Origin of the sequence: Nonomuraea sp. NPDC049419 (assembly GCF_040676995.1) — a bacterium.
Classification (GTDB): domain Bacteria; phylum Actinomycetota; class Actinomycetes; order Streptosporangiales; family Streptosporangiaceae; genus Nonomuraea; species Nonomuraea salmonea.
In genome coordinates this window covers 348376-374446 of sequence record NZ_JBFAQB010000006.1, presented here as the reverse complement: position 1 = coordinate 374446, position 26071 = coordinate 348376, and the positions used below count along the sequence as shown (strand labels likewise).

Below are 26071 nucleotides of genomic sequence, written 5' to 3'. Positions count from 1 at the left end.
TAGCGCTCCTGCTGACGTTGTCAACATTGGGATATGTTGACAGTGTCAGCGCCAGTGCTGACATTGTCAACACGGGAGGTCGTGAGAGAGTGAAGGCATGATCGACGGCACCAGGTCCCGGCTGATAGAGAGCGCGCTGACGTTGCTGCGCGAGGAAGGGCTCGACGCCGTGACGCTGCGCGCGGTCGGCGAGATGGCCGGCCTGTCGCGCATGGCCCCCTACCGCCACTTCGCCGACAAGACCGCGCTGCTCGCGGCGCTCGCCGCCCGCGTCATGTCCGACATCACCCAGCACATCGCCACCGCCGTGCTGTCGCAGGGCACGCAGGAGGAGCGGTTGCGCGCCTTCTACCGCAGCTACATCGACTACGCCGTACGCCACCACGAGGAATACCGGCTGGTCTTCTCCTCGGTCTTCGTCGCCGGGCGGCACCCCGAGATCGAGCAGGGCATCGACGAGATCATGACCGCGCTCAGCATGGACGACGGCACCGGCGGCCCCCGCGAGAAGGCCGCGGTCGCAGCCGTGCTGGCCAGCGCCCACGGCATCGCCGAGCTGGTCACCGTGGGTGATCTCGCCCACAAAGGGATCAGCACCGACGACATCATCGACGTCATCGTCGCCCGCGCCACCCGCCCCTGACGCCGCGGTACGTCCGGCCGCCCGCCGCTGGCCGCCCGCTTCCTGCGGTCCTCGCCCTGGACAGCCCGATCGAAGCGTCGGCATGCCTCTGGCATACCTCCGGCATACCTCCCCTCCCTACGGTCGTGGCCGTGGCGCCTCACGCCACGCATCCGTACTCGGGAGAGATGTCATGCGATTCTCACGCTTATCCGCCGTCGTCGCCGCGATGCTCATCGTCGCCGGCACGGCGGGCCAGGCGACGGCCACGTCCGCACGCGAGACGATGGCCGCGCCCGATCTCCAGCTCCCCTTCCCCTGCGGCCAGAAGTGGCAGCTGAACACCTGGCAACACGCCCCCGCGCTGGACATGGTCAAGGAGCCTGACCAGCACGGCACCCTGGGCGCGACGCTGATCGCCCCCGCCGCCGGGACGGTCAAGCAGTCGTACCAGCACGCGAACGCCGGCAACATGATCCAGATCGATCACGGCGGCCGCTACTTCACCACCTACATCCACCTGCACGCCCGTGACGTCTCGGTCGGCGACCGGGTGCAGCGCGGAACCGTGATCGGCCAGGTCGGCAAGGACGGCGCGACCGCCAACGGCCACCCGCACCTGCACTTCGAGCTCGGCTACGACGCCAACGGCGACGGACGGGCCTCCTGGGGCAGCGAGAACTCCGAGCGGGTCAGACCGACCTTCAACGGCGTCACCTACGGGCAGGCGGACGGCCGCGAATGGAACAACGTCACCAGCCACAACTGCTCGGCCACGTCCCCTGAGGGGACCGCGAAGATCTATGGGGCGTTGCCGGACGGGCGGCTCACCTACACGACGATCGATGCGGAGTCGGGTAAGCGGACGCATGGGGCGGTGGTTTCGGCGGCGAGTCTCGGTTTCACGCCGAAGGCGATGGCGACGTTGAATTTCAACACGCTGCTGGTGACCAAGCCCGGCAGCGACGGTGAGCTGTATCGGGTGGACATCCGGACGAACAACGAAGAGCTGATCTTCGAGACGCCTGTGCTGCTCGGTACCGGCTGGACGCATGACCTGCTGGCCTATGACGGCAGGAGTCATCTCTTCGGGATCGCGGCGGGCACGTTGCGCCGCTACACGCTCACGGTGGCCAAGCCGGCGATCAGCGACATCACCGGGAACACCCTCATCGGTACGGGGTTCACGCTCAAGACGCTGACGACGACGGGGCCTGACTGGATCCTGGGGACCACCACGAACGGGCTGCTGCTGTCGTACAAGATCAAGGGCAGGGACGATTGGGACCGGCACCAGCTCCGTGACAGCACCTGGCAGAACTTCGACGCCCTCCTGTCGCCCGGCGGAGGCGTCTACTACGGCCACAATCCGGCAGGCGCGCTCTACCGCTACCACGACGGCGACCCCTACGACGGCAAGGGCGACGACCTGAGCGGTCACGGCACCATCGACGCGACCGGCTGGGCCCAGACCCTGCTCTCCGCCCAGCCCGGCACCGTCACCTGAGTCACAGACCTGGCGGCAGGTCTCTGACGTAGAGCAGAGCGTCGCTGCCGGTCAGGTCGGCCGGGGTGAGCGGGAGGTAGCCGAACCAGGGGGAGTCGCGGGGGACGAGGCCGGTGGCGTCGAGCTCCCGGCCGGCGACCAGGAAACGGTCCCCGGGCATCGCGTGGAGCACGCCCTCGACGGTGTCAGGGGGAGGGGCGCCGACGCCCTCGTGGCGGATGGTGCCGACGGCGGTGGCGACGAAGGCGTAGGCCTCGCCGAGCCGGCGCGCGACCTGAGCGCCGGCGCTCCACCAGTCCACCCGCAGCTCGCCCAGCATGACCGTGCTGCGCTGCCGCTGCAGGTGACGGTTGTGGGCGTGGACGAGGGTCGGGCCGCGGTCGGCGAGGGCGAGCAGGTTGGCGGCCATCATCGCGTCGCGCAGGCCCATCATCGCGTTGACCCGGCCGGGCGCGGCGCCGGCCATCTGCGCGTGGTAGCGCAGCAGGCCGGTGGCGGTGCGGGCGTACAGGCGGGCTCGTTCCCACGCGTCGCGCCCGCCCGCCGCCACGAGCCCCGGCGCGTGGACGTCGAGCAGGCAGGCCAGGTCGTCGGCCGCGAGCCGCAGCTCGTTCGCCGCGTCCGACCGGCCGATCGACCGCGACGGGTCGAAGATCGCCTGGTCGTCCGCCCACCGCTCGTCGGGGCCGAGCAGGCGGTCGAGCGTCTCCGGCAGGACGCCGGTGTCCACGTGGGCGGCGAGGTAGGCGTGCAGGGCGGTGAGCGCCTGCCGGGGGCTCGCCGCGTGGGTCATCTCCATGGGCGCGTCGAAGCCCGCGAAGCGCACGCGGTCGGCGGGTGGGCGGCCCCTGTTGTACGCCCGCAGCCACCGCACCAGCTCGCGGTTGCCCGCCGCCGCCCCCGCCCCATGGCTGAAGCCGCTCTCCATCACCGCGGACAGGTCCCCGGCGCCCGAGGTGACGTGGTCGTCCACCACGAGCCCCTTCATGCAGTCGCTCTCGATCGCGACGCACCGGTAGCCCTCCTGCTCGACGAGCCGCCTGACCAGCTCGTTGCGCAGGCCGAGCAGGGTCTCGTCGCCATGGGTCGGCTCGCCGAGCGCGAGCAGCCGTGGCCGGGCGGGCAGCAGCCGCAGGAGATCGTCGTACGGGGAGTTCGTCATACCTTCGACGGTATCGTTGAACTCTCTGTTGAGACTTCTACGCCGAGATCGCGTCCAGCGCGTACGCCCAGAGCCGGTCGGCCGCCGCAGGGTCCACCGCCCACGACGCCACGCCCGACATCACCCCTGGCCCGCCCTGCACCACCTCGGCCTCCTGGTTGTCGGAGAAGAACCGGCCGGTCACGCCCGCCACCAGCGGCGACCCGGCCAGCAGCGCCGACGTGGCGGCCCCCTGCTCGGGGGTCTTGAAGTAGTCGGGGGTCAGCAGGCGGCCCGCCTCGTCCATCGCGCCCATCGCCCGCATCGTCGCGGCGTCCACGTGCCGCTGCAGGTTGGTGTGGATGTAGCCGGGTTCGAGGGCGTTGGCGATGATGCCGTCGTCCGCCCAGCGCCGCGCCGCGCCGACCGCGAGCAGCACGTCGGCCGTCTTCGACTGCGAGTAGGCCGTCCACGGGTCGTACGGGCGCTTCTCGAAGTGGGGGTCGTCGAAGTCGAACGGCGCTCCCAGTTGCGCGCCCGAGCTGACCATGACCACCCGCGCGTCGCCGGCCTGCCGCAGGTTGGCGTGCAGGGCGGTGACCAGCGCGAAGTGGCCGAGGAAGTTCGTGGCGAGCTGCAGCTCCCAGCCGCCGGCGGTGACCTGGCGGGTGGGCAGCGCCATGATGCCGGCGTTCGCGACGATCGCGTGCAGGGGTCCCGTCCATGAGGCGGCGAAGGCGCGGACGGAACCGAGGTCACTCAGGTCCAGCCGCCGCTCGCCCGGGGCCGGGTTGCGGGTGGCGACGGTGACGTCGGCCCCGGCACCCCGCAGCGCGCGTACGGTCTCCAGGCCGATGCCGGAGGCCCCGCCGGTCACGATGATCCGGCGGCCGGTCAGATCGACGCCGGCGAGCACCTCGGCGGCGGTGGTCCTGGCGGTGAAAGGGGTGCTGATACGTGTCATGCTCGTCACCCTAGAAAGCCGCGGTTGGACGCAGAAGCCTCGATCGTCCAGGATAGTTGCGTGACAGTCCGGCAAACCGATCCGCTCGAAGACGTGCTCACGCTCGTCGGCACCACCAGCCGCCTGTCCGTCGGGCTGGTGGCCGGCGGCCGGTGGGCGCTCGCGTTCGACCCTCCAGACGGGGTCAAGTTCAACGCCGTGCGCCGCGGCCACTGCCTGCTCACCGTGGACGGCGTGCCCGAGCCGATCGAGCTGCGCGAGGGCGACTGCTTCCTGCTCGTCCAGCCGCGCGCCTTCACCCTGGCGAGCGGCCCCGGCGTGACGCCCGCCCCGGCCGGGCCGGTGTTCAGGGCGGCGGCGGGTGGCCCGGCCCGCGTCGGCGACGGTGACGACGTCGAGCTGATGAGCGGCCGGTTCCACTTCGGCGAGCGGGCCGGTGAGCTGCTGTTCGACGTGCTGCCGCCGGTGATCCACGTTCCCGGCAGCACCACCGAGGCCACCACCGTGCGCTGGGCGCTCGAGCTGATCGCCGCCGAGCTGCGCGCCTCGCAGCCCGCCGCCACCCTGGTCACCGAGCACCTCGCGCTCGTCATGCTCATCCACCTGCTGCGCCTGCACGTCGCCACCGCGCCGGGCCAGACCTCGGGCTGGCTGGCCGGCCTCGCCGACCCCGTGGTGGCGCCGGCCCTGCGCGCCATGCACGCCAGCCCCGCCCACGCCTGGACGGTCGCCGAGCTGGCCGGCGTGTGCGCGGTGTCCCGCTCGACGCTGGCCGCCCGGTTCAAGCAGGTCGTCGGCAAGGGGCCGCTGGAATACCTCACCGGCTGGCGCATCGAGCTGGCCGCCGGACGGCTGCGCGACGGCGAGGCGACCATGGAGTCCATCGCCCGCGAGGTCGGCTACGCCTCGGTCAGCGCGCTCAGCAACGCCTTCAAGCGCCTGACGGGCTTGGCGCCGCGCGACTACCGCAGCGCCGCCAGCGCCGCCAGCCGCTCCGCCGACGCCGAGCCGGTGGGCGGGGTGTAGACGACGAGATAGAGGTCGGGGTCGGCCGTCGGCGCGAACGTCTCCCAGTGCAGCGTGAAGCCGCCGACCGCCGGGTGATGGAAGCGCTTGTCGCCGTACGTGCAGTAGGTCACCTGGTGCTCGGCCCAGTGCCGGACGAACTCCGGCGAGCGCGCCCTCGGCTTGATCGGCGCCTTCTCGGGCCGTTCCGGCGTGGCAGGCTCGTCCCGCAGGAACTCGCGCAGCTGGTCAGGCCGCCTCATACGGTCAGTAGGCGGCGGGCAAAGCCCAGGTCATTCACCTGGGGTGGAAGCCGCGCAACCGGTCACCGAACTGGCAGCCGTGCTCGACGGCGTAGGAGGGGTCGTCGAGCAGGCGCAGCTGCTCGACGACCCGCTCCAGCCGGGTGACGGCGTCGATGGCGCGGCACAGCAGCGCGTCCACGTCGAGCTCGTCGCGGTGCAGGCGGGCCTCCTCCAGCTCCACCCGCAGCGCGGCGACGGGCGTGCGCAGGGCATGACCGGCGTCCGCGCCCAGCCGGCACAGCTCGTGCGGCAGCGCCATCGTGCACATCTCGGTGACCTCTCCTCGGGTTCATCGGCGTTCACCTGTAGGAACGCCCCGGAACCCGCAGAAAGGGCACGCCGGCTGGCCCCGTGCAGACTAGGTCTGGCCGGTACCACCCACGCGGCTCGGCTCACCGGCCTGCCACGAGGCGAGCAGGCGCAGGCCGTCGTGCGACGGCGTGCCCGGCTCGGCCGTCAGCGTGATGAGCTGCTGGTCGGGGTCGGTGGTGCAGGCCAGGGCCGACCAGTCGAGCACCAGCCGCCCGGAGATCGGGTGGTCGATGACCTTCCTGCCGACGTCGCGCACTTCGACGTGATGGCCGCCCCACCACCGGCGGAAGTCGTCGTCGCGGACGGACAGCTCGCCCACCAGCGCGGCCAGCCGCGGGTCGGCCGGGTCGCGGGCGGCCTCCATGCGCAGCTGCGCCACGCAGGCCCTGGCGACGTGCTCCCACTCGGGGTAGAGCCGGTGGAAGGCGGGATCGAGGAACACCAGCCGCACGAAGTTCCGCTTCTCCTCCGGGAGCTGCGCGAAGTCGGTGAACAGCGCGGCGGCCATCGCGTTCCAGGCCAGCACGTCGGTGCGCCGGCCCAGGACCACAGCGGGGGTGGTGGCCAGGTCGTCGAGCAGCCGCCGCAGCTGCGGCTGGACCTTCTGCGCGGCTCGCCCGCTCGGGGCCGCGGCCTCCTTGCCCGACAGCTCGTACAGGTAGGACCGCTCGTCGTCGCTGAGCCGCAGCACGCGCGCGATGCCGTCGAGCACGGACGCAGACGCCTGGCGGCGGCCCTGCTCGATGCGGGTGTAGAAGTCGGTGCTGATCGACGCGAGCAGCGCCACCTCCTCGCGGCGCAGCCCCTTGACCCGCCGCCTGCCGCCGGCGGGCAGGCCGATCTCGGCCGGGCTCAGCTCCATGCGCCGGGCGCGCAGGAAGGCGCCGAGCTCGGTGGGGTGTGTCATGGGACCAGTCTGCCGCAGGCGGGGCCGTCGTGAGGGGGCCGGTTCTGTCCCAGGACAGCGCTGACCTGGGACACGACTCGCCTCTCCCGTTTCCGTACGGGCTCTGCGAGCCTCGGTGGCGAACCACCCCGTACCGAAGGGAAGTGCGATGCAGACGAACGTCACCTTCCCCAGCGACGGGCTCGCCCTCGCCGGGATCCTGTTCACCCCCGACGGCCACACCGGCGGCCCGCTGCCCGCCGTCGTCATCGGCCACCCAGGAGGCGGGGTCAAGGAGCAGAGCCCCAGCCTGTACGCCCGGCGCCTGGCCGATGCCGGGTTCGCCGCGCTCGTGTTCGACGCGGCGTACCAGGGCGAGAGCGAGGGCGAGCCGCGTGGCCTGGAGGACCCCTTCCAGCGCGCCGAGGACGTCAAGTCCGCCGTCACCCACCTCACCACCCGCGACGACATCGACCCCGGCCGCATCGGCGGGCTCGGCATCTGCGCCTCCGGCGGCTACGTCGCCTACGCCGCCCAGACCGACCACCGCATCCGCGCCGTGGCCACCGTCAGCGCCGCGGACCTGGGCCACGCCTTCCGCGAAGGGCTCGGCAGGACCCAGGACCCCGCGGTGCTGCCTGCCCTGCTCCAGCGGGCCGGCGCCGCGCGTACGGCGGAGGCGCGCGGCGAGGCCCCCTGGATGGCGCCGTGGATCCCCGACGACGCCGAGCAGCGCTTCGCCACCGAGACCCGGCAGTTCCGCGAGACCTGGGAGTACTACCGCACGCCGCGCGGCCACCACCCCCGCGCCGTCCAGGGGTGGGTGCTGCGCAGCATCGACAGGATCGCCCAGTACGACTCCTTCGCCATGGCCCACCTGATCTCGCCCCGGCCGCTGCTGATGATCGTCGGGTCGGAGGCGGAGAGCGCGTACATCAGCCGCGAGGCCATGGAGCGGGCCGCCGAGCCCAAGGAGCTGTACGTCATCGACGGCGCCACCCACATCGACCTCTACGACCGGGACGCGTACGTCACCCCCGCCGTCGCCAAGCTCACCGCCTTCTTCGGCGAGCACCTCGGAGGGGAGGGCCGAGCCCGTCAGGCGGAAGCGGTGAGCTTCGAGCGGCAGCGGTGAGCCTTGTCGTCGGGGAGCGGTGAGCTTTGTCGTGGGGGAGCGGTGAGCTTTGTCGTCCGGGAGCGATGAGCGGCCGGATCAGTCCGCGGGGCCCTTGCGGACGGTGACGTTGAGGCGGTTCCACGTGTTGATCGCGGCGATCGCCATCACCAGCACGGCCAGCGACTCCTCGTCGTAGAGGTCGGCCGCCGCGTCCCACACGTCGTCGGGCACCCCCTCGGGGTTGTCGGCGATCCGGGTCGCGGCCTCGGCGAGCGCCAGCGCGGCCCGCTCCTCGTCGGAGAAGTACGGCGTGTCCCGCCAGGCGGCCACCGCGTGCAGCTTCCGCTCGGGCACGCCCGCCTCGATCCCCTCCTTGACGTGCATGTCGATGCAGAAGGCGCAGCCGTTGATCTGGCTGACCCGCAGCCGCAGCAGCTCCAGCGTGCTGCGGGGCACCGGTCCTGAGCCGACGTACGCCTCCACCGCGTACATGCCCTTGTATCCCGCGGCGGCCGATCGACTGACGTCCATACGCATGATGTGTCTCCTTTACCGATAACCTGGTTACTGAATATCCAGAATTTACGAACGGCGAGAGCCGCTCAGGACCGCCGGCGCGCGAACCACGCCCGCGTGATCTCAGGCGTGTCGGGGACGTGGCGTTCCACCTTCGCCCTGATGTCGGCCAGCGTCTGGGCGGCCAGCGCCTTGCGGTAGGCCGCCTCGGCCTGCCGCATGGCCTGCGAGACGAAGCACGCCTTGCGATAGTCGACGTCCTCCCGCCCGACCGGCCCCTTGCGCAGCACCTGCTCGCACCGGAACGCCTCGCCCGGCCCCTCGATCGCCGTCACCACGTCGAGCAAGGTGATCCGCTCGAGCGGGCGGGCCAGCCTGAACCCGCCCCGCGGCCCCGGCGTCGAGCTGAGGATGCCTGCCCTGGCCAGCGCCTGAAGCTGCTTGTTCAGGTACGCGGGCGGCAGCTCGTAGAACGCCGCCAGCCGCGCCGCGGTCATGGCCTCGTCCGAGTCGAGCCAGGACAGGTTGATGCAGCTGTGCATGGCCCACTCGACGCCCTCGCTCATCCGCATACCTGGATATTAGACATCCAGAATAGGTTCCCGCAAACGCGGCACGCCGTGGCTCATGACGTCGGGGCCAGCCAAAGGCCCACGAGGGCGTCGATGAGGCCGGTCGCCGCGTCGTGCCAGCTCGCCCGGGGTGTGGCGGCGCCCAGTGCGAGCGCGCGTTCGCGGTCGGCGCAGGTGTGCAGGATGAGCTGGCGCATCATCTCGCCGCGCTCGGCCCGCACGGCGGCGGGCAGCTCGGGCAGGCACTGGTGGAAGCCGTCGACGGCCAGGCGCAGCGACGGCGACGTGCGGTTCTCCTCCTGGAGGATCACGCACAGCGCGGGGTCGGTGCCGACCTGGGCGAGGAAGCGGGCGTACCAGGTGGGGGAGCCCAGCTCGGCGAGGTGTTCGGTGACCGGGCGCACCATGCACGAGACCCAGTCGTGTACGTCGTCCGACCCTTCGGCGGCGGCCACCATGCGGGCCCGGCGGGCCTCGATCGGCTCGGCGTGCCTGCGGACGATCGCGCGGACGAGATCGGCCTTCGCGCCGAAGTGGTAGCCCACGGCGGCCGTGTTGCCCTGCCCCGCCGCCTCGCTGATGCGCCGGTTGGAGGCCGCGCACACCCCGTCTTCGGCGAACAGCCGCTCGGCCGCCGTCAGGATCTGCTCGCGGGTCACGCCGACGCGCTCGGCCCGGATGGCCCTCGTCATCTTCATCACCGCACCGGAACTGCTTGCCTGCCCTGCGCCGACGTCCGCCGCCATGATCTCAGCCGGCGCCGGGCATCGCCAAACCCGGAGGCGCAACAAGTCGGAAACATCCGTACTGGTAATTTTAACTCAAGCGCTTGAATTAAACCTGTCGCCCGCGCTCCCGTCCCGCCGGAGGCCCCCGCATGACCAACCCGTCCGCCCGCGCCGCCCACGCGGCCGGCCCGTCGCGGGCGTCCACGTTCGTCGTGGTGCTCGCCTTCAGCGGGATCGCGGTGTCGCTGATGCAGACGCTGGTGATCCCGCTGGTGCCCGAGCTGCCCGCGCTGCTCGGGGCGCCGGCCGCCGACGCCGCCTGGGCGGTCACCGCGACGCTGCTCGCCAGCGCCGCCGCGACGCCGGTGATGGGACGGCTCGGCGACATGTACGGCAAGCGGCGGGTGCTGCTGATCAGCATGTCCATGCTGGTCGCCGGCTCGGTCATATGCGGGCTCAGCGACTCGCTGACCCCCATGATCATCGGACGGGCGCTGCAGGGCCTCGCGGCCGGCGTCATCCCGCTCGGCATCAGCATCATGCGCGACGAGCTGCCGCCCGAGCGGCTCGGCTCGGCCATCGCGTCCATGAGCGCCTCGCTCGGCGTCGGCGGCGCGCTCGGCCTGCCCGCCGCCGCGCTGCTCGCCGAGAACTTCGACTGGCACGTGCTGTTCTGGACCGCCGCGGCGCTGGGCGCCGTCGCCTTCGTCCTGGTGATCGCGCTCGTGCCCGAATCGGCGGTACGCAGCGGCGGCCACTTCGACCTGGTCGGCGCCATCGGGCTGTCGGCCGCCCTGGTCGCCCTGCTGCTGGCCATCTCCAAGGGCGCCGACTGGGGCTGGACCGACCCGCTGACGGTCGGCCTGTTCGTCGGCGCGGTCGTGGTGCTGCTGCTGTGGGGCTGGTGGGAGCTGCGCACCAGGGAGCCGATGGTGGACCTGCGCACCACCGCGCGGCGGCAGGTGCTGCTCACGAACCTGGCCTCCATCATGCTCGGCTTCTCCATGTTCGCGATGTCGCTCGTGCTGCCGCAGCTCCTGCAGCTCCCCGAGGCCACCGGTTACGGGCTCGGCCAGTCGATGCTGGCCGCCGGCCTGGTCATGGCGCCGTCGGGCGTGGTCATGCTGCTGCTCGCGCCGATCGCGGCCCGCGTGTCGGCCGCCCGCGGCCCCAAGCTGACGCTGATGATCGGGGCGATCATCGTGGCGGGCGGCTACGGGCTCAACATCGTGCTGATGTCCCAGGTGTGGCACCTCGTGCTGGTGTCCGTCGTCATCGGGGCCGGCATCGGGTTCTCGTACGCGTCCATGCCCGCCCTCGTCATGGGGGCCGTGCCGGTCACCGAGACGGCCGCCGCCAACAGCCTCAACACGCTCATGCGGGCCATCGGCACCTCCGTCTCCAGCGCCGTGGCCGGGGCCATCCTGGCGGGGATGACGACCCGGTTCGGACCCGCCGAGCTGCCGTCCGACGACGGGTTCCGCGTCGTGCTGGCCATCGGGGGAGGGGCGGCGCTGGTGTCGTTCCTGATCGCGTTCTTCCTGCCGCGCCACGCCAGAGCAGCCGCGCCCGCCCCTGAGGCGCGAGCCTCTGGGGCGCTTGCCCCTGACACGCCGGCCTCTGGGATGCCGGTCCCTGACGCGTCGGCCTCTGGGACGCCGGCCCTCGGGCTCTCGGCCCCGCAGGCGGCGGGCCCGCAGGCGACGGCGCCGCACTCGTCCCTGCCGCACGCCGTTCCCTCCGCCTTCGCCGGGGCACGCGAGCCTGCCTACGCCCAGGCGCCCGGCGGGGTCGAGATCCGCGGCTTCGTCAGCGGCGACGACGGCGCCCCCATCGGGCAGGCCACGCTCACCCTCATCGACATGGGCGGCACCCAGCTCGGCAGGGCCATGACCCTGGCCGACGGCGCCTACAGCATCTGGGCGCCGGGCGCGGGCACGTACGTGCTGATCGCCTCCGTCGCGCACCGCGACCCGCAGGTGGCGACGCTCGCGGTGGGCTCGCGGCCGCTCGACTTCAACGTGCGGCTGGCCGGGTCGAGCCGGCTCGCCGGAACCGTACGCGACCAGGAGGGCAAGCCGGTCCCCGGCGCGGTGCTGGCGCTGACCGACACGCGCGGCGAGGTGATCGCCACGAGCACGACCGACGCGGACGGCGCGTACGCCTTCTCCGGCGTCGCCCCCGGCGCCTACACGCTGGCCGTCAGCGCCGGATCGCACCGCCCCGCCGCCGTCCCCACCGAGGTCACCGCCACCGGCAGGACCCGCTGCGACGTCGAGCTGCGGCCGGGCACCCGGATCCGCGGCACCGTACGGGTGCGTGACGGGGTTCCGCTGACCGACGCCCGCGTGACGCTGCTCGACGCGGCGGGGAACGTGGTCGGCACCACGATCACCGGGGACGACGGCGCGTACGCCTTCGCCGACCTGACCGGCGGCCAGTACACCGTCATCGCCACCGGCTACCCGCCCGTCGCCGACACCGTCACCGTGAACGGCGCCGACGAGGAGGGCCGCGACCTGTGGCTGGCCCACGAGGAATGAGCACGAGGAATGAGCACTCGCCCGGCGGGCCCGGGCGGGGCGAACGACCGCTCGCACGTCGGCGAGCGGGGAGAGCGGGAACACCATGGACACCACCTGGGAGCAGCAGGCTCCCACCGCACGGCCCATCCAACGGCGGGGCGTACATGCCCGGATCCGCACCAGGGACGGCTGGGCCGTGCAGCACGCGATCGTCACCCTGACCGACCCGGCGGGCCGGCAGGCGGCACGGGCCGAGGCGGACCCGCACGGCGCCGTCGCGACCGAGCCGCTCGCGCCCGGCGCCTACACGGCGGTCGTCACGGCGGCCGGCTTCGTCCCGGCCGCGCAGACCGCCATCGTGACCGGCTCGGGCCTGGCCGACCTGGGTGACGTGGTGCTGACCAGGCAGGGCGGGCGTGACCTGCCGCCGCCCGGCGTCTGGACGCTCGACCCCGCCCACTGCACGATCGGGGCCTCGGCCCAGCACCTCGGGTTCAGCCGGGTGCACGGGAGGTTCAGGCAGTTCGCCGGGCGGATCGAGATCGGGACGACTCCGCAGGCGTCGTCGGTCGCCGCCGACATCGCGGCCGCCTCGATCGACACGGGCAACACCACCAGGGACGACCACCTGCGCTCCGCGGACTTCCTGGGCGTGGCGACGTACCCGATGATCTCCTATCGCGGCTCCGGGCTGACCGCGGCCGGCACCGACCGGTGGGTCGTGCACGGCATGCTCAGCCTGGCCGGCACGCAGCGGCCGGTCGATCTCGACCTGACCTACCTCGGCACCGGGCGGGACCCGTGGGACGGGCTGCGGGCGTCGTTCCACGCCGAGACCGAGCTGCGGCGCGAGGACTTCGCGATGACCTACAACCAGATCGTGCGGGCCGGGGTGCAGCTGATCGGCGCGACGGTGAAGGTGGAGCTGGACATCCAGGCCGTACGCGGTGAGTCGGTGCCCTTCACCGCCACGGAACGCTGACCGTCTCGGGGAACAGCGTGGCCGCCGCGTCCGCCACGATGAGGAACCCGGCGATCCAGACGATCCAGCTCAGCGTGGCCCGCGAGCCGGACGCCAGCTTGGCCCGCCAGGTCTCGAACCGCCCGCGCGTCCGCTCGCCCAGAGCGAGCCAGGCCGGCCAGAGCAGCAGGCCCGGCAGGACCATGATGAGCACGTACGCGCCGAGCAGCGTCATCCACTGAGCCGCGGCGAGCCCGGCGGAGGTCATGATGGCGATGGCGGCGAAGTACGGCACGGCGGTGGCGAACTCGAACAGCCACGTGCCGAGCCCCAGCATCAGCATCGCCCCTACGGTGAACGACCGGGCCTCGGGCGCGGCGCCCTGCTGCGGGATGCGGTAGCTCGCCACGATGAGCCCCACGCCCAGCACGATCTCGGCCCAGGCCGGCGCGGTGCCGTCGATGGTCGGCACGACCGCGCCGAGGCCGAGCATGAGCAGCGCGCCCAGCGCGAAGTACGCGACCGCGACCGCGCCTAAGTAGGTGCCGAGCAGCGCCGCCGTCCTCTTCGGGCCGGCCAGCAGCACGTACAGGGTCACCCCGATGACGCTCGGGCTGAGGGTGTCGAGCAGGGCGAGCCCGAGCACCGTACCGATGATCTCGATGGACATGTCCCCCCCCCCTTGGCAGCACACCCGTGTCAGTTAAGGTAACACGGGCGTGTTACCATGGACGAGTGCCCAGACTCGTCGATCATGAGCAGCGGCGGGCGGAGATCGGCGCGGCCGCGATCCGGGTGATCCTGCGCGAGGGCCTCGCCGGCGTGACCGTCCGCGGCGTCGCCGCCGAGGCCGGCTGGTCCACCGGGTCCCTGCGCCACTACTTCGCCAACCAGCACGAGCTGCAGTCCTACGTCGCGCACGCCACCTCCGACGCGCTGCGCGCCCGCCTCCTGCCCCGCCTCATGCGCCCCCGCACGGTCAGCTCCGTCGTCGAGGGCATCATCTCGCTGATGGAGGAACTGCTCCCGCTCGACGACGAGCGGCGCGAGGAATACGCGCTGTGGCAGGCCGTCATCGAATGGGAACGCGACCACCCGCCGAAGGACGGCTCCCAGACCTGGAACGACCAGCGGGCCCTGCACCGCCAGTGCATCGCGCAGTTGCGCGGCCACGAGCCCGACCGCGACCCCGGCGCGGCACTCCGCCCACACCCCGACCCGCAGGTCGAGCTGTGGGCGGCGGTGCTGCACACGTTCGTGGACGGGCTGGCCGCGCAGCTCGTCGACACCCCTGACCGGCTCTCCTGCGACGACGCCAGGCGGCTGCTGCGCGCCCTGCTGGAGGCCGTGCCGGGGTTCACCGATCCCGGGGCTCCGCCAGCGTGACCGTCGAGTCGTGCTCGACCAGCGGGTGGATGCTCGCCCGCTCGTCAGGCGTCCTGTTCGGGCGGTGCAGGGTGAGGGCGAGCGTGCCGTCGCGCAGCCGTACGATCATGCCGTGGCCGCCGTCCTCCGCCCACAGCGGCCGCTCCTCCTGCGTCCACGGCCCGGTCACCTGCCCGCTCTCGCTGCGGGCGACGCCCATCGCGTAACCCTGCTCGCCGAAGCTGGACCACAGCATGATGAGGTTCCCGCTGGACAGCCGGAACAGGAACGGGCCGTCGGTGACGTACGACGGCAGCTTCGCATTCCGCGTCGAGGGATGGTCGAGCGGCCTGACCCAGGGCGCGTCGGAGGCGTTGAACAGGAACACCGGCGTGCCCGCCGTCTCCCGCAGGTCGTCGCTGAGGCGCTGCGCCCAGATCGCGCCGTCGTGCACCTGCTGCCACTCCTGGCAGTAGACGATCCACGGGTCGCCCTTGCCGTCCACGGACAGTGTCCCGTCGAGGCACTGCCACTTGCGCGGGGTGACCGCGCCGTCGCTCCACGGCTCGAACGGCCCCTCCGGCTTCTCCGCCACCAGCACCTGCGTGCCCCGGTAGCCGTCGGGCGCGGTGAACGTGGCGAACATGTACCAGCGGCCCCGGTACGCGTGCACCTCCGGCGCCCAGAACTGGCCCTCGCTCCAGAATCCCGCGGGCGGCCTGAACGCCGCGAACGGGCCCTCCCAGGTGCGCAGGTCCTCGCTGCGGTAGGCGTCGAAGCCGATGCCGGGGCCCGACCAGATGTTCGGGTCGGTGCTGCCGTACAGCCAGTAGGACGAGCCCTCGCTGAGCAGGTACGGATCCCTGATCTGGATCTCGTCCAGCGTCCGGTCCTCACGCACCTGGCGTTCCTGCACGGGTGCTGGGGCGCTGTCGAAGAAGTCGCGCAGGTGTGCCAGCACCACGTCAGGCCGCTCCTCGGCCAGGAAGTGCCCGCACTCGGGGATCTGCGTGCCCCGCACGTCGCGCGCGTACCCGCGCCAGATGTCGAGCGCCGGCAGCGTGCCCAGCAGTCCCGCCGACCCCCACAGCGCCAGCACCGGCATCTCCAGCCGCCTGCCCGCCGCCCAGTCGGCCTCGTCCTGCTCGGCGTCGTCGGGGAACGAGGCCCGGTAGTCGTCGAACCCCGCCCGCAGCGCGCCCGGACGGGAGAACGCCCTGACGTACTCGTCGACGTCCAGCTCCGCCCGGTGCACCGTCCACTTGTCGAAGAAGTAGTCCAGATAACCGCGCACGTCCGCGCCCGCCAGCCGCTCGGGCAGGTCGGGCTGCAGATGGAACGTCCAGTGCCAGGTGCCGCGCGCCACGCCGCTCGTCATGTCGAACCGCCGCCACATCTCCCTGGTGGGGATGATGTCCATGACGACTAGCCGCTCCACCTCGTCCGGGTGGTCGAGCGCGTAGCGGTGCGCGACCCTGGCGCCCCTGTCGTGGCCCACCAGGGTCAGGCTGGTGTGGCCGAGCGCATGGACGAGCGCGCGGACGTCCGCCGCCATCGTGCGCTTGTCGTAGCCGCTCGTGGGCTTGTCGGTCAGGCCGTAGCCGCGCAGGTCGGGCGCGACCACCGTGAACCGCTTCGCCAGCTCGGGCATGACGCGCCGCCAGCAGTGGCTCGTCTGCGGCCACCCGTGCAGCAGCACCAGAAGCGGGCCTTCGCCCTCGATGAGGTAGTGCATGCGCAGTCCGCCGACCACAGCGGTACGGGACTCAGCCATCGATGACTCCTTGATCCGGTGACACCTATGAGGCATACCACCCCGCGTTGGCAGAATTTCGGCAGACGCCGCAAAAAGGGCGGATGTTTAAAGATCCCATGTATCTAGGCGGATTGTCGGAGCCGGGTGGCACAGTGGGTCCGACCAGACGAGACGAGGAGGATCATGGGCATCCCCGAGGACGAGGCTTCCGAAAATCTCACGAACGCACTGAGCTTCCTGTGCTTCGTCGTCGAGACCCTCGCGTAGGCGGCCGTGCGGTCCCCGAGTCACTTGCACGACCTCCTGGTCGACACGCTCTTCACCGAAGGGCTCGACGACGAGGGCGACCTTTGGACGCTGGGCTTCAGCGCCATGTGGATCACGGGCGCCGACGTCGAGTCCGTCGCCCGGTCGTTCGGCCTCGACCCGGTCACCCGGACGCCGTGCCACCTCCACGAGATCCTCGATCACGCCATCGACGACGGATCTCGTTGGGTGGCCGAGGCCGGCGACTGGATCGGCGTCATCCCCGCCCACAGCGACGGCGAGTCCCTGCGCACCCGCACGTACGGCGCCCGGCAGGCACTCGGCCTCACCATGGACATCAACCACAAGGCGTCCTTCGACTACGGCCGCGACGGCCGCCTGATCACGTCCTTCGACCCGCTCGCGCTGGACTGGCGCCGGTACGGGGACGACCCGTACGCGCTCGACCACCTGATGGACGGGCTGCGCTTCACGATCACCGACGACGACGTCAGAGGCGACGACCGCGTGGAGGACCCGGAGAGCATCACCTCGGCCCTGACTCTGATCGGCCGCTTCACGGGCACCGACATCGCCGCCGACTGGATCCTGGCGCGCCACTCCCGCATGAGGCCGGATTGTCGGGCCTGAGTGGCACAGTGGGTCCGACCGGACGAGACGAGGAGAGATCATGGGCATCGGCGTCAGCCAGGTCTCGCTGTACGTACGCGACCAGCAGAAGGCGGTCGACTTCTGGAGCCGGAAGGTGGGCTTCACGGTCACCAGGGACATGGCCTATGGCGAGAACCGCTGGATCGAGGTCCAGCCCCCAAGCGGTGGCACCCGGCTGGCCCTCCTGAAGGCCGACCCGCAGTGGCCGGAGACACCTGCGGGCCCCGGTTATGTGCTGTTCGAGGCCGACGACATCGAGGCGGAGTACGAGCGGCTCAACGCGGCCGGGGTCCCCTTCACCCGTCCGCCCAAGCAGGAGCACTGGGGCTGGTCGGCCACTTTCGTCGACGACGAGGGCCACGAGTTCCACCTCGGCCAGCGGTGAAGCGTCCAGGGGACGTCACCCCGCGCATCTGCGACCATTGATCTGGCGCTGGGCTGAGTGGAAGGTCCGGGATGCGGGAGCGAGACAGGCCGTCCGGGGTTCTGCTCGCCGTGTCCGGCGTCAACGCGCTGGTCGCCGCGTTCACCGGGCTGGTGGGCAACGTCGTCACCGGCGAGAAGCTGCCATTCGGCCTGGAGGCGTTCAGGGGCTGGGCGCCCGACCTGCTGCTCGCGGGGCTGGCGCTGGTCGTCGTGATGGCGTTGCTGCAGGCCATGGTCGGCGATCGGCAATCGGACGAGCCGGAGGCGCCCGAGGAGGGCGGGTCGCGGGCCTGGTCGTGGGCGGTGGCCGCGGCGGGCGCCCTCGCGGCGGGGCTGGTGGCGGCGCGGGCCGCGGGATGGGTGCCGGGGGAGTGGCAGGCCGCCTCGCTCGTGGGTGCGGCGGTGGCCGGCACCGCGACGGGCGGCATCGTCGGAGGCCGTTACGTATGGTGGCGCCGGCGGCTCAAGCCGCTCCCCGAGGCGCTGCGCGGCCTGCTCGAACGCCAGCGCCAGGAGGCGGCCTCGCGCCACCACTACGACTACGCGCTCGGCAGCGCGCCGCCCCTGCTGGTTGCGGGCAGGCCGGGAGTTCGCCATCGGTCTGCGGCAGGTGGGTGAGCTCGACAGCGCGGAGGATCTCGCCTTGCGGGTGCACGCGACCCACCTGCGCAGTTGTGGATCCCGCCATCCCGAGACCATCGCCGCGCTCATCGCCCTCTCCCACGTGCGGAGGTCCGAGGTGAGCTTGGCGAAAGAGGTGGTGGCCGGTTACGCCGAGACGTTTGGGCTGAGCATCCGTTCCATCGCGCACGTACGGCGTTATGGAATGAACGGAAGGTCCTGCTCGAGGAGACCTTCCAGTTGTATGCCGACGCTCTAGGAGTGGTTCATCCGGACGCCGGTCGCGCGGCCAGGAACGAGCGTGTGGACGTGGAGTTCGACCCGCCCCCGCTCTGACCTCGCTTGGAGGCCGAGGCAGGGAGCGCCCCGGCTGCTTCCCCACAGCCGGGGCGCTCCATGCGGGGTGGGCAATCGATCCCTCTTGCCGTATACCCAGGGTGCCCTAATTCTATGCTTATGTCCGTTTTGTCCTGAAGGGTGCGGACTGCTCGGGCGAATCTCGGGCAGGTGCTCAAGCATGAGTCAACAGGACGAAGCCGCCCCCCTGCCCCCGGCTGTCGGTCAGGTGAACGGGGAGAGTGACACCATCGCCCAGAGGGCCGGTGTGGAGGTCAGGGAGACCCGCCGCCCCATCCCGGCCGAGCCCGTCGAACCTCCGCCCGATCCCGAGCAGAAGCTCGAAGAGGAGCGGCGGGAGGCGGCGGCTGACGACGCCGAGGAGCCTCGGGCCGACGCCGAGCCCACTGACTAGTCGTCCGCACCGGCCTTCAGGCCGTGAGCGCAGGAAGGGCTGTGTGGTCGGGTAGGGTCGTCGCCCTGATCGGCGGAGAGGGGCGGCGTATGCGGGTGGCGATGGCCAGTGTCGGGAAGCGGGTCGGCCGCATCAACGAGGACTTCGCCGGGGTCCTGCCGGAGGCGGCGGTGCTGGTGGACGGGGCCGGCATTCCCGGTGGTGAGGTGACGTGCCGGCATGGTGTGGCCTGGTACGCCACCCATCTGGGCGGCACCCTGCTCGGCCTGCTGCCGCAAGACCGCGACCTGGCCGACCTGCTCGCCGAGGCCATCACGCACGTCACCGACGATCACCGCGACACCTGCGCCGTCACCGACCCCATCAGCCCGTCGGCGGCGGTGGCCGTGCTGCGGCTGTCCGACGACCGCGCCGATTACCTGGTGCTGGGCGACGCCACCCTTGTGATCGACCGTTCGGAGGAGGGCGCGCCGGTCGTCGTCACCGATCGCCGGGAGGTGGTGATCAGCGGCAGGTACGAGCCCGCGCTGAAGGCCGCCGACCCGGGCTCGGACGAGTACCGTCGCATCCTGGGTGAGCTGCGTTCGCACCGGAACCGGCCGGGCGGCTTCTGGGTGGCCAAGGACGACCCCTACGCGGCCCGCGAAGCGATCACCGGCACCGTCCCCGGCCCGGCCTCCGCCGCCGCCCTGCTCAGCAACGGCGCCTCCCGCATCGTGGACCGGTTCGGGCTCGTGGACTGGCCCGAGCTGATGGCCGAGCTGGCGCGGAAAGGCCCCGCCGACGTCATCCGCCGCGTCCGGGAGGCGGAGGAACGTGAAGCGGTCCCACCGGATGACGCCACCATCGCCCACTGCACCTCCCTCGCCCGGCCCGCCTGACCTCTGTCCACCTCCGCTGCGCCCGCGTCTCATGCGCGCCCTCAGGAGTAGTGCTGGATGACGCGGGTCGCGAGCTCGCGGAGCCGGGCGCGGGCGGCGGGAGGGCCGGTCACGGTGATGGACTCCGCGAACTGCAGGAGCTGGCGCACGCCCTCGATGTCCCGGTACGTCACCGTGATGGCGACCTCATCGGCATCCCCAGGAGGATGCACGGTCAGGCGGGAACCCAGGATGCGCCGGGCGCGTTCGAGCTGGCCGGCCTGGAGCAACGCGTGCACCTGGACGGTGCCGCCCGTCTCCCAGCGGGCGGTGAGTTCCGCTGCCACGTCGCCGAGGGTCGCGCCGGGACGTAGCCGCCGCTGTTCGCGCAGGGGCCGCCAGCCGGCGAGCCGTTCCAGGGAGTACAGGCGGGCAACACCCGCGTGGTCGGCGACGAGATACCAGCGGCCTGACTTGGCCAGCAGCCCGTACGGGTCGACGACCTGCCACGTCGGCGCGTCCTCCGCCGAGCGCCGGTAGAGGACGCTCAGTCGTACGCCTCTGCGCACGTCGCCGATGAGAGCACTCGGGTCGGCTCCCCGGGCGGCGGGTCCGTACCAGGGCCTGTTGTCGGTGGTGACGACGGCGCTGAGCGGCAGGAGCGGCGGGGTCGACCGGCCGGCCGCCACCTTCTCGCGGGCGCGGCGGCTGTCGGCGGCGGCGCCCAGCTGGCGGCGCTGCTCGTCGTCGAGGCCGTGAAGGGCGAGGTGGTCGCGTTCTGAAGGGGTGAGTCGCGAGGTGTCGAGCGCGCCGCCGGGCAGCAGCGTCACGCCACCCCAGCGGCCCCGCTCGACGAGGACGGGAAAGCCCGCCTCCTGCAACCACCGCAGGTCCCGCAGCACCGTACGCACGGAGACCCCGACCTGGTCCGCGAGGTCACCGGTGGTGATCGTCTCCCGGGTCTGGAGTGCCAGCAGCAGGGAGAAGAACCGATCGGGTGTCATGAGGCCAGACTTCCAGAAATCACGACGGAATCTGTCAGGTATGACAGGCAGGCTCCCCGGTGTCCGGAATCAGCGATCCGAAGGAGTTCTCTCATGACAGTGCCGAACACGTTCATTTTCTACGTCTCCGACGCGCCCGCGTCCGCGCGCTTCTATGCGGAGTTGTTCGAGATGAAGCCGAGTTTCGAGACCCCGGGCTTCATCGCGTTCGACCTCGCGGGCGGGGTGCAGTTCGCCGTGTGGAACAGGGAGGCGGAGCGTGCCGTCGCGTCGCGTACCAGTGAGCTGTGCTTGGCGCTGGACGGCGGCCGCGAGCAGATCGACCGCCTGTTCCAGGAGTGGCAGGGCAAGGGGGTCACCCTCGTGGAGGAACCGCACGACGAGCCGTTCGGGCGTACGTTCGTCGTCGCCGATCCCGATGGCAACCTGATCCGTGTGGCACCCGTGGACTGAGCCGCCGCTAGCCGAGCAGGCCCTCGATCAGGTCGGCGGCGCGCTGGGTGCCCCCTTCGGCACGCGCTTCGGCCTTCAGCACGCGAAGGCGGCGGGCCACGTCCGAGTCCGTGACGAGGGTCAGGAGGGCGGTGCGCAACGCGTCGGGTGTGGCGGCGTCGGTGTCGAGGCGGTGGGCGACGCCCAGCTCCACCAGGCGGTCGGCGTTCATGACCTGTTCGGCGCCCTGCGGCACCGCGATCATCGGCACACCGGCCGCCAGGCCCTCGCTGCTCCCGCCCATCCCGGCGTGCGTGACGAAGGCGTCCGCCTCGGCGAGGATCGCCCGCTGCGGCACCCAGGAGTGCACGTCGACGTTCGCGGGGATGGGGCCCAGCTCGCTCACCTCGGTGTGGCGGCCGATCTGCAGGACCACGTGCCAGCCGGGCAGGTCGCCGAAGGCGGCCAGGCAGGAGCGGTAGAACGCGGGGCGGTGGTTGTAGGCGGTGCCGAGGGAGATGAGCAGGACCCGTTCGGCATTGACCGGACGGGTCCAGCGGTCCTCGGCGGGTCCGTAGCAGGGGCCGACGAACGTCACCCGGTCGCCGTCCACCCGTTCGGCTTTCGGCTGCATGGCCCGCGGGATCAGGGCCAGCACGCGGTCGGGGAGACCGGAGAAGGCGTCCACGTCGGTGGTGGTCGCCCCGCACTCCGCCAGCCACCGCCCGAACCGCTCCTGGTAGGCGTCGGCGCCCGGCAGCCGCCGCAGGTGCGCGGCGACGTCCTCCTCGTAGCCCTGCCAGGCCACGAAGGTCGGCGAGAGCTGCAGCAGGGGACGGCGCTGCGCCTCGGCGAGCGCGCGGGCGGCGTACGCGCCGATGTCGTACAGGTAGAGGTCGGCGGGATCCTGGGCGTACGCCGCGCGCAGCTGAGGGAGCGACTGGACGGCGTCGTCGAGGAAGAGGCTCGCGGCGGCGATGGGGTCGTCGGGCCAGGAGTTCCCGGCGAACGGCAGCACCGACGTGCACGGCACCAGCTCCGCCCCCACCCCCTTGACCAGGTCGGCGCGGGCCGGGTCGGTGGCGTACGTCACCCGGTGCCCCCGGGACACCAGCTCGCGGATGACCTCCAGACCGGGCAGGACGTGGCTGACGATCGGGACGTTCACCATCGCGATGTGCGTCATGACGCGCTCCTGGACGGTGCGGCGGCCTCGAGGTCGGCGACCGTGCCGGACATGATCGTGCGGACGTGCCGGGTGATGTGCTCGGCCGGCCAGTCCCACCACGCGACGGCCAGCAGCCGGGCGACGTCGCCGGCGTCGTAGCGGGTGCGGATGAGCCGCGCCGGGTTGCCGCCGACGATGCCGTAGTCGGGGACGTCGGAGGTGACCACGGAGCCGGCGCCGATGATCGCGCCGTGCCCGATCCGTACGCCCGGCAGCACCGTCGCCCCATGCCCGAACCACACGTCGTTCCCCACCACCGTGTCACCCCGGCCGGGCAGGCCGGTGAGCAGGTCGAAGTGGTCGGCCCACGAGCCGCCGAGGGTGGGAAAGGGGAAGGTGGAGGGACCGTCCATGCGGTGGTTGGCGCCGTTCATGATGAACCGCGTCCCCGTGCCCAGCGCGCAGAACTTCCCGATGATCAGCTTTTCCGGCCCGTAGTGGTAGAGCACGTTGCGGGTCTCGAACGCGGTCGGGTCGTCCGGATCGTCATAGTACGAGTAAGCCCCCACCTCGATCAGCGGCGACGTGACCAGCGGCCTGAGCTGCACCACCCGCGGCTGCCCCGGCATGGGGTGCAGCACGTCGGGGTCGGCAGGCGCCAGGGAATTCATGGGTGTTCCTCGCAAACGGGGCTCTTAATGCGACAACTGCTACATTAAGATGCTGTCATGGCTTCGCCGGATCAGCAACCCGACACCCCTCGCCGCCGCCCGGGTGGCCGCACGAGCCGCATCCGTACGCAGGTCATCGACGCCGTACGCGCCGAGCTGGCCGAACGCGGCTACGACGAGCTGACCATCGACGGCGTCGCAGCCCGCGCCGGCGTCCACCGCGCCACCGTCTACCGGCGCTGGCGCGACGTCGGCGGGCTGCTCGCCGACGTCTTCGCGGCGGCGGGCGACGACGACTGGCAGCCGCCCGACACCGGCTCGCTGGAGGGCGACCTGACCGCGCTCAACCAGGAGAGCCAGGACTCGATGACCGCGCAGCCGCCGCTCGTCATGGCCCTGTTCGCCGCCTCGTTCCGGTCGGAGGAGGCGGCGCGCGGGGTGCGGCGGCTCTGGGAGGACCGCTACACCCGCTGCGAGGCCATCGTCCGCCGGGCCGTCGAGCGCGGTGAGCTGCCGGAGGGCACGGACGCGCGCCGGCTGCTGGTCGCGGCGACCGCGCCGGTCTACCACCACCTGGTGCTCCTGCGTACGCCGCCCGACCCCGCCCTGCCCGCCGACGCCGCCAGGACCGCGGTGCTGGCCGCCCGCGCCGGCGCCTTCGTCACGAGGTGATCGGCACGGCGGCGTACGCCGGGATCGTGCCGAGATAGGAGCCGTCGGCGACCGGCAGGGCGTACCAGAGGTAGTAGGGCGGCAGCGCGCGCACGGTGAAGCGCTGCGGGCAGCCGTCGGGGTTGGTGCACCGCAACGGCGTCTGCTCCGACGCGCAGGCGGCGAGGGTGTCGAGCGCGACCGGGTACAGGCGCGGGTCGGCGTTGGTCAGGAAGCCCGCCACGTCGATGCCCGGCCGGTCCGGCTCCCTGATGCTGCACCGGGTGCACTGCAGGAGCGGCAAGGTCCAGAACTCGTCATCGAACGCCTCGTCCCGTGTCAGGGGCAGCCGGGTCGGGCGCAGTTTGCGGAGGGCGGCCATGCTTTCCGCTGCCATAAGGTCGGGGTGGCTGTTCACGAAATATCGGGCCAGCCGCTTGCGCCCCGTTGCGTCGAGTGTCGCCATGTACTTCTCGGGCGCGGGCCCGGCGCTGCCTCTCGCCGGATCGTAGGCCATCAGCGTGCCAGGCCAGGCGAAGTACGCCAGGCAGACCAGCTCGCCCTGGGTGAACCACGACTGAAGAAAGCGCGGCGTGTCAACGATCCACGTCTCGCGGGCGTGTTTGAGGACGTCGCTGATGAGCGCGAGGACCTTCCAGCGGATCAGGACCGGCAGCACGGCCTCCGGATGCGCCAGCTGCCCGGCGTCGAACATCTTCACCCGCTGCCTGCGACCCCCGTGGTGATCGCCCTTCTCTAGCGCGGCCCGCAGTGCCTGCGCGGCCTCTGCATCGGTGCCTCGATAGCTGATGAAGACGTCCGCAGATTCCGTGTGTGTGCCCGCCGTCATACCGACCAAGCCGCGCACCCGCTGCAGGAACGACGGTCGCCTACGCCCGGCCAGCTCCCGCACCTGGGCCGCGACCCAGACGGCGATCTCCTCGGGGTCGAGGCGGCCCGGGTACGGGGCGGTCCCGCCAGGGCGGACCGGTTCGATGTTCAGCGGCAGGTACGACCGCGACACCGCGAGCACCTTGTCCTGCCGCCACGGATACGCCATCGCGGTGTAGCGGTGCGCCGCCGAGCCGGGGGTGAGGTCGAGCACCACGGCGTCGGCGGCGACCATCGACGCGGCCAGCGCGAACGGCTGTGTGCTCGTCACCTCCCGCACATCCACGCCGTGCAGCCGCCCCCGGATCAGCTCGGCCATGGCGGCGCCCTCGTCGTCGAGGGTGGGGAACACGTCGACCCGCATCGCACCCGCCTCCGTTCCGGTCACGTGGCGACGGTCTCTTGAGCACATGGTCGCCGATATGACGCCGTTTCGCACGAGAATGCGGCGCATTGTGTCCGACAAATGTCCGGCCGGTGGCCTGTCCCGTCCTATTTCCGAATGTCATGCTCGGGTCAGCGAAAAGTCAGAAAGGAAAAACGCCGTATGCGACTACTGCGCAGATTGGTGACCACCGCTGTGGCGAGCGCCGCCGTCGTGGCCACGCTGGCCGTGCCCGCCCAGGCCGCCGGCGGGACGAAATACTGCCCCTCGACCAGTGGCGGCGAGCCGTGGTGCACGCTGTACCTCTACCCCACCCGCTTTCCCGGCGGCACCATTTCCATCGACGTCGACGTGAGCGGGACGACGCCCGTTCTCTCCCGCTGGAATCTCTACATCGACGGCGGAAAAGTGTGCTCGGCGGAATTCACGCACCAGGACCCGCCCCGGTCGTGGGTGTGCAATAACGTACGGGCCGGGGTACCGACCCTTGAGGCGGGACGGGCGATCGGCGCATGGGCGCGTATCGGGCTTCGCTGGTGAAAGGTCGGATGACGATGCGAACACCGACGAAACTGCTGGCGCTCACCAGTGCCGCTTTCCTGCTCGGCGCGGCGCCGCTCACGGCGGCCCACGCCTCGGCGCCGGCGGTGGCCGCCGCCGACTGCACGATCACCCCGTACCCCGACTGGAGGCCGCCCGAGGTGCACGTCTGGTGCCGTACGACCGGCCCCTACAAGGCGATCGCCCTCTGCACGAGCAAGTGGTACAAGGACAAATGGTTCGAATCGCCCTGGACCAGCGCGGGCTCGACCGCGCAGGTCGCCTGCCCCCTCACCGACACGCTGACCGGCTGGGGGAAGCAGGGCGGCGGCAGCGCCTGAGATCGCCCACGGCGTCCGCTCCGGCAACGGAGCGGGCGCCGTGCACGGCTGTCCGGCGCACGTATTCCGGCCATATCCCGCAGGTATACCGAGGCCCTTTACCGTGCTGCGTCAGGCCGGGTAATCGTCC

General features: G+C 71.7%; 30 protein-coding genes and 1 pseudogene. 17 read left to right on the top strand and 14 right to left on the bottom strand.

The window, feature by feature from the left end:
• Positions 1-97: 97 nt before the first annotated feature.
• Positions 98-643 (top strand): TetR/AcrR family transcriptional regulator, encoded by a 546-nt coding sequence (locus AB0K12_RS21425; RefSeq protein WP_364563669.1) that lies wholly within the window; start codon positions 98-100, stop codon positions 641-643.
• A gap of 172 nt (positions 644-815) precedes the next feature.
• A complete protein-coding gene (locus tag AB0K12_RS21420) occupies positions 816-2129 on the top strand; it encodes a M23 family metallopeptidase (RefSeq protein WP_364563666.1) in 1314 nt (437 codons plus the stop codon).
• 1 nt (position 2130) lies between these two features.
• Here the strand turns inward: AB0K12_RS21420 and AB0K12_RS21415 are convergent, their stop codons facing one another.
• Both AB0K12_RS21415 and AB0K12_RS21410 read right to left on the bottom strand, forming a co-directional pair.
• Positions 2131-3291: an erythromycin esterase family protein gene (locus AB0K12_RS21415; protein ID WP_364563663.1), complete on the bottom strand. Its 1161-nt coding sequence runs from the start codon at positions 3289-3291 to the stop codon at positions 2131-2133.
• A gap of 37 nt (positions 3292-3328) precedes the next feature.
• Positions 3329-4234 (bottom strand): SDR family NAD(P)-dependent oxidoreductase, encoded by a 906-nt coding sequence (locus AB0K12_RS21410; RefSeq protein WP_364563660.1) that lies wholly within the window; start codon positions 4232-4234, stop codon positions 3329-3331.
• 60 nt (positions 4235-4294) lie between these two features.
• Here AB0K12_RS21410 and AB0K12_RS21405 point away from each other — a divergent pair, with 60 nt between their 5' ends.
• The gene (locus AB0K12_RS21405; protein WP_364563657.1) at positions 4295-5260 is read left to right on the top strand and encodes an AraC family transcriptional regulator; all 966 of its coding nucleotides are present in this window, start codon (positions 4295-4297) and stop codon (positions 5258-5260) included.
• Here the strand turns inward: AB0K12_RS21405 and AB0K12_RS21400 are convergent.
• The 3 genes from AB0K12_RS21400 to AB0K12_RS21390 form a co-directional block, all read right to left on the bottom strand.
• Positions 5197-5502, bottom strand: a complete 306-nt coding sequence (locus AB0K12_RS21400; RefSeq protein WP_364563654.1) for a hypothetical protein — start codon at positions 5500-5502, stop codon at positions 5197-5199. The two genes, AB0K12_RS21405 and AB0K12_RS21400, sit on opposite strands and share 64 nt — an antisense overlap.
• Positions 5503-5536: 34 nt before the next feature.
• Positions 5537-5803 carry a hypothetical protein gene (locus AB0K12_RS21395; RefSeq protein WP_364563651.1) on the bottom strand — a complete coding sequence of 89 codons (267 nt, stop codon included), beginning with the start codon at positions 5801-5803 and terminating at the stop codon, positions 5537-5539.
• A gap of 99 nt (positions 5804-5902) precedes the next feature.
• Positions 5903-6763, bottom strand: a complete 861-nt coding sequence (locus AB0K12_RS21390) for a helix-turn-helix domain-containing protein (RefSeq protein ID WP_364563648.1) — start codon at positions 6761-6763, stop codon at positions 5903-5905.
• Between the two features lie 148 nt (positions 6764-6911).
• On the opposite strand from AB0K12_RS21390, the gene AB0K12_RS21385 reads away from it, so the two are divergent.
• The gene (locus AB0K12_RS21385) at positions 6912-7877 is read left to right on the top strand and encodes an alpha/beta hydrolase (RefSeq protein ID WP_364563646.1); all 966 of its coding nucleotides are present in this window, start codon (positions 6912-6914) and stop codon (positions 7875-7877) included.
• 78 nt (positions 7878-7955) lie between these two features.
• Here the strand turns inward: AB0K12_RS21385 and AB0K12_RS21380 are convergent, their stop codons facing one another.
• The 3 genes from AB0K12_RS21380 to AB0K12_RS21370 form a co-directional block, all read right to left on the bottom strand.
• Positions 7956-8396, bottom strand: a complete 441-nt coding sequence (locus AB0K12_RS21380; protein ID WP_364563643.1) for a carboxymuconolactone decarboxylase family protein — start codon at positions 8394-8396, stop codon at positions 7956-7958.
• Positions 8397-8461: 65 nt separating this feature from the next.
• Positions 8462-8947 (bottom strand): Rrf2 family transcriptional regulator, encoded by a 486-nt coding sequence (locus AB0K12_RS21375; protein ID WP_364563640.1) that lies wholly within the window; start codon positions 8945-8947, stop codon positions 8462-8464.
• 53 nt (positions 8948-9000) lie between these two features.
• Entirely contained in the window at positions 9001-9639 is a 639-nt protein-coding gene (locus tag AB0K12_RS21370; protein WP_364563637.1) for a TetR family transcriptional regulator, read from the bottom strand.
• Between the two features lie 185 nt (positions 9640-9824).
• Between AB0K12_RS21370 and AB0K12_RS21365 the strand changes: the two are divergent.
• From AB0K12_RS21365 to AB0K12_RS21355, 3 genes and pseudogenes are all read left to right on the top strand, one after another.
• Positions 9825-11255 (top strand): annotated as a pseudogene (locus tag AB0K12_RS21365) (MFS transporter); the annotation flags it as partial.
• A 45-nt stretch (positions 11256-11300) separates the two neighbouring features.
• Positions 11301-12218 carry a carboxypeptidase regulatory-like domain-containing protein gene (locus AB0K12_RS21360; RefSeq protein WP_364563962.1) on the top strand — a complete coding sequence of 306 codons (918 nt, stop codon included), beginning with the start codon at positions 11301-11303 and terminating at the stop codon, positions 12216-12218.
• 85 nt (positions 12219-12303) lie between these two features.
• Positions 12304-13182 carry a YceI family protein gene (locus tag AB0K12_RS21355; RefSeq protein ID WP_364563634.1) on the top strand — a complete coding sequence of 293 codons (879 nt, stop codon included), beginning with the start codon at positions 12304-12306 and terminating at the stop codon, positions 13180-13182.
• Here AB0K12_RS21355 and AB0K12_RS21350 read toward each other — a convergent pair.
• Entirely contained in the window at positions 13163-13831 is a 669-nt protein-coding gene (locus AB0K12_RS21350) for a GAP family protein (RefSeq protein ID WP_364563631.1), read from the bottom strand. The genes AB0K12_RS21355 and AB0K12_RS21350 overlap by 20 nt on opposite strands.
• A gap of 65 nt (positions 13832-13896) precedes the next feature.
• On the opposite strand from AB0K12_RS21350, the gene AB0K12_RS21345 reads away from it, so the two are divergent.
• The gene (locus AB0K12_RS21345; RefSeq protein ID WP_364563628.1) at positions 13897-14547 is read left to right on the top strand and encodes a TetR family transcriptional regulator C-terminal domain-containing protein; all 651 of its coding nucleotides are present in this window, start codon (positions 13897-13899) and stop codon (positions 14545-14547) included.
• Here the strand turns inward: AB0K12_RS21345 and AB0K12_RS21340 are convergent.
• Positions 14519-16300, bottom strand: a complete 1782-nt coding sequence (locus AB0K12_RS21340; RefSeq protein WP_364563625.1) for an alpha/beta fold hydrolase — start codon at positions 16298-16300, stop codon at positions 14519-14521. The genes AB0K12_RS21345 and AB0K12_RS21340 overlap by 29 nt on opposite strands.
• 273 nt (positions 16301-16573) lie before the next feature.
• Here AB0K12_RS21340 and AB0K12_RS21335 point away from each other — a divergent pair, with 273 nt between their 5' ends.
• From AB0K12_RS21335 to AB0K12_RS21315, 5 genes are all read left to right on the top strand, one after another.
• A complete protein-coding gene (locus AB0K12_RS21335; RefSeq protein ID WP_364563622.1) occupies positions 16574-17179 on the top strand; it encodes a DUF6461 domain-containing protein in 606 nt (201 codons plus the stop codon).
• A 40-nt stretch (positions 17180-17219) separates the two neighbouring features.
• A complete protein-coding gene (locus AB0K12_RS21330; RefSeq protein ID WP_364563619.1) occupies positions 17220-17585 on the top strand; it encodes a VOC family protein in 366 nt (121 codons plus the stop codon).
• Positions 17586-17656: 71 nt separating this feature from the next.
• Positions 17657-18244 carry a hypothetical protein gene (locus AB0K12_RS21325; protein WP_364563617.1) on the top strand — a complete coding sequence of 196 codons (588 nt, stop codon included), beginning with the start codon at positions 17657-17659 and terminating at the stop codon, positions 18242-18244.
• A gap of 520 nt (positions 18245-18764) precedes the next feature.
• Positions 18765-18998: a hypothetical protein gene (locus tag AB0K12_RS21320; RefSeq protein ID WP_364563614.1), complete on the top strand. Its 234-nt coding sequence runs from the start codon at positions 18765-18767 to the stop codon at positions 18996-18998.
• A 101-nt stretch (positions 18999-19099) separates the two neighbouring features.
• Entirely contained in the window at positions 19100-19879 is a 780-nt protein-coding gene (locus AB0K12_RS21315) for an integrase (protein ID WP_364563611.1), read from the top strand.
• A 41-nt stretch (positions 19880-19920) separates the two neighbouring features.
• Here the strand turns inward: AB0K12_RS21315 and AB0K12_RS21310 are convergent, their stop codons facing one another.
• Positions 19921-20862, bottom strand: a complete 942-nt coding sequence (locus AB0K12_RS21310) for a WYL domain-containing protein (RefSeq protein WP_364563608.1) — start codon at positions 20860-20862, stop codon at positions 19921-19923.
• A gap of 93 nt (positions 20863-20955) precedes the next feature.
• Between AB0K12_RS21310 and AB0K12_RS21305 the strand changes: the two genes are divergently transcribed.
• Entirely contained in the window at positions 20956-21315 is a 360-nt protein-coding gene (locus tag AB0K12_RS21305) for a VOC family protein (RefSeq protein ID WP_364563605.1), read from the top strand.
• Between the two features lie 7 nt (positions 21316-21322).
• Here the strand turns inward: AB0K12_RS21305 and AB0K12_RS21300 are convergent, their stop codons facing one another.
• Both AB0K12_RS21300 and AB0K12_RS21295 read right to left on the bottom strand, forming a co-directional pair.
• Complete coding sequence (locus AB0K12_RS21300) at positions 21323-22480, bottom strand: macrolide family glycosyltransferase (protein WP_364563602.1); 1158 nt, start codon at positions 22478-22480, stop codon at positions 21323-21325.
• A complete protein-coding gene (locus AB0K12_RS21295; protein ID WP_364563599.1) occupies positions 22477-23133 on the bottom strand; it encodes a CatB-related O-acetyltransferase in 657 nt (218 codons plus the stop codon). The genes AB0K12_RS21300 and AB0K12_RS21295 overlap by 4 nt, the downstream gene beginning before the upstream one ends.
• A gap of 57 nt (positions 23134-23190) precedes the next feature.
• Here AB0K12_RS21295 and AB0K12_RS21290 point away from each other — a divergent pair, with 57 nt between their 5' ends.
• On the top strand, positions 23191-23805 hold the full coding sequence (locus AB0K12_RS21290; protein WP_364563597.1) for a TetR/AcrR family transcriptional regulator: 615 nt from the start codon (positions 23191-23193) through the stop codon (positions 23803-23805).
• Here the strand turns inward: AB0K12_RS21290 and AB0K12_RS21285 are convergent.
• Complete coding sequence (locus tag AB0K12_RS21285) at positions 23795-25063, bottom strand: hypothetical protein (RefSeq protein WP_364563595.1); 1269 nt, start codon at positions 25061-25063, stop codon at positions 23795-23797. The two genes, AB0K12_RS21290 and AB0K12_RS21285, sit on opposite strands and share 11 nt — an antisense overlap.
• A gap of 159 nt (positions 25064-25222) precedes the next feature.
• On the opposite strand from AB0K12_RS21285, the gene AB0K12_RS21280 reads away from it, so the two are divergent.
• Positions 25223-25600, top strand: coding sequence for a hypothetical protein (locus AB0K12_RS21280; RefSeq protein WP_364563593.1), 378 nt, complete (start codon positions 25223-25225; stop codon positions 25598-25600).
• Positions 25601-25614: 14 nt separating this feature from the next.
• Positions 25615-25941: a hypothetical protein gene (locus AB0K12_RS21275; RefSeq protein WP_364563590.1), complete on the top strand. Its 327-nt coding sequence runs from the start codon at positions 25615-25617 to the stop codon at positions 25939-25941.
• Positions 25942-26071: the final 130 nt, after the last annotated feature.

Coding starts and splice junctions, on each gene's coding strand:
- AB0K12_RS21425 (WP_364563669.1), top strand. CDS start 98: ATGATCGACGGCACCAGGTCCCGGCTGATAGAGAGCGCGCTGACGTTG.
- AB0K12_RS21420 (WP_364563666.1), top strand. CDS start 816: ATGCGATTCTCACGCTTATCCGCCGTCGTCGCCGCGATGCTCATCGTC.
- AB0K12_RS21415 (WP_364563663.1), bottom strand. CDS start 3,291: ATGACGAACTCCCCGTACGACGATCTCCTGCGGCTGCTGCCCGCCCGG.
- AB0K12_RS21410 (WP_364563660.1), bottom strand. CDS start 4,234: ATGACACGTATCAGCACCCCTTTCACCGCCAGGACCACCGCCGCCGAG.
- AB0K12_RS21400 (WP_364563654.1), bottom strand. CDS start 5,502: ATGAGGCGGCCTGACCAGCTGCGCGAGTTCCTGCGGGACGAGCCTGCC.
- AB0K12_RS21395 (WP_364563651.1), bottom strand. CDS start 5,803: ATGGCGCTGCCGCACGAGCTGTGCCGGCTGGGCGCGGACGCCGGTCAT.
- AB0K12_RS21390 (WP_364563648.1), bottom strand. CDS start 6,763: ATGACACACCCCACCGAGCTCGGCGCCTTCCTGCGCGCCCGGCGCATG.
- AB0K12_RS21385 (WP_364563646.1), top strand. CDS start 6,912: ATGCAGACGAACGTCACCTTCCCCAGCGACGGGCTCGCCCTCGCCGGG.
- AB0K12_RS21380 (WP_364563643.1), bottom strand. CDS start 8,396: ATGCGTATGGACGTCAGTCGATCGGCCGCCGCGGGATACAAGGGCATG.
- AB0K12_RS21375 (WP_364563640.1), bottom strand. CDS start 8,947: ATGCGGATGAGCGAGGGCGTCGAGTGGGCCATGCACAGCTGCATCAAC.
- AB0K12_RS21370 (WP_364563637.1), bottom strand. CDS start 9,639: ATGACGAGGGCCATCCGGGCCGAGCGCGTCGGCGTGACCCGCGAGCAG.
- AB0K12_RS21360 (WP_364563962.1), top strand. CDS start 11,301: ATGCCGGTCCCTGACGCGTCGGCCTCTGGGACGCCGGCCCTCGGGCTC.
- AB0K12_RS21355 (WP_364563634.1), top strand. CDS start 12,304: ATGGACACCACCTGGGAGCAGCAGGCTCCCACCGCACGGCCCATCCAA.
- AB0K12_RS21350 (WP_364563631.1), bottom strand. CDS start 13,831: ATGTCCATCGAGATCATCGGTACGGTGCTCGGGCTCGCCCTGCTCGAC.
- AB0K12_RS21340 (WP_364563625.1), bottom strand. CDS start 16,300: ATGGCTGAGTCCCGTACCGCTGTGGTCGGCGGACTGCGCATGCACTAC.
- AB0K12_RS21330 (WP_364563619.1), top strand. CDS start 17,220: ATGGGCATCGGCGTCAGCCAGGTCTCGCTGTACGTACGCGACCAGCAG.
- AB0K12_RS21325 (WP_364563617.1), top strand. CDS start 17,657: ATGCGGGAGCGAGACAGGCCGTCCGGGGTTCTGCTCGCCGTGTCCGGC.
- AB0K12_RS21320 (WP_364563614.1), top strand. CDS start 18,765: ATGAGTCAACAGGACGAAGCCGCCCCCCTGCCCCCGGCTGTCGGTCAG.
- AB0K12_RS21315 (WP_364563611.1), top strand. CDS start 19,100: ATGGCCAGTGTCGGGAAGCGGGTCGGCCGCATCAACGAGGACTTCGCC.
- AB0K12_RS21310 (WP_364563608.1), bottom strand. CDS start 20,862: ATGACACCCGATCGGTTCTTCTCCCTGCTGCTGGCACTCCAGACCCGG.
- AB0K12_RS21305 (WP_364563605.1), top strand. CDS start 20,956: ATGACAGTGCCGAACACGTTCATTTTCTACGTCTCCGACGCGCCCGCG.
- AB0K12_RS21300 (WP_364563602.1), bottom strand. CDS start 22,480: ATGACGCACATCGCGATGGTGAACGTCCCGATCGTCAGCCACGTCCTG.
- AB0K12_RS21295 (WP_364563599.1), bottom strand. CDS start 23,133: ATGAATTCCCTGGCGCCTGCCGACCCCGACGTGCTGCACCCCATGCCG.
- AB0K12_RS21290 (WP_364563597.1), top strand. CDS start 23,191: ATGGCTTCGCCGGATCAGCAACCCGACACCCCTCGCCGCCGCCCGGGT.
- AB0K12_RS21280 (WP_364563593.1), top strand. CDS start 25,223: ATGCGACTACTGCGCAGATTGGTGACCACCGCTGTGGCGAGCGCCGCC.
- AB0K12_RS21275 (WP_364563590.1), top strand. CDS start 25,615: ATGCGAACACCGACGAAACTGCTGGCGCTCACCAGTGCCGCTTTCCTG.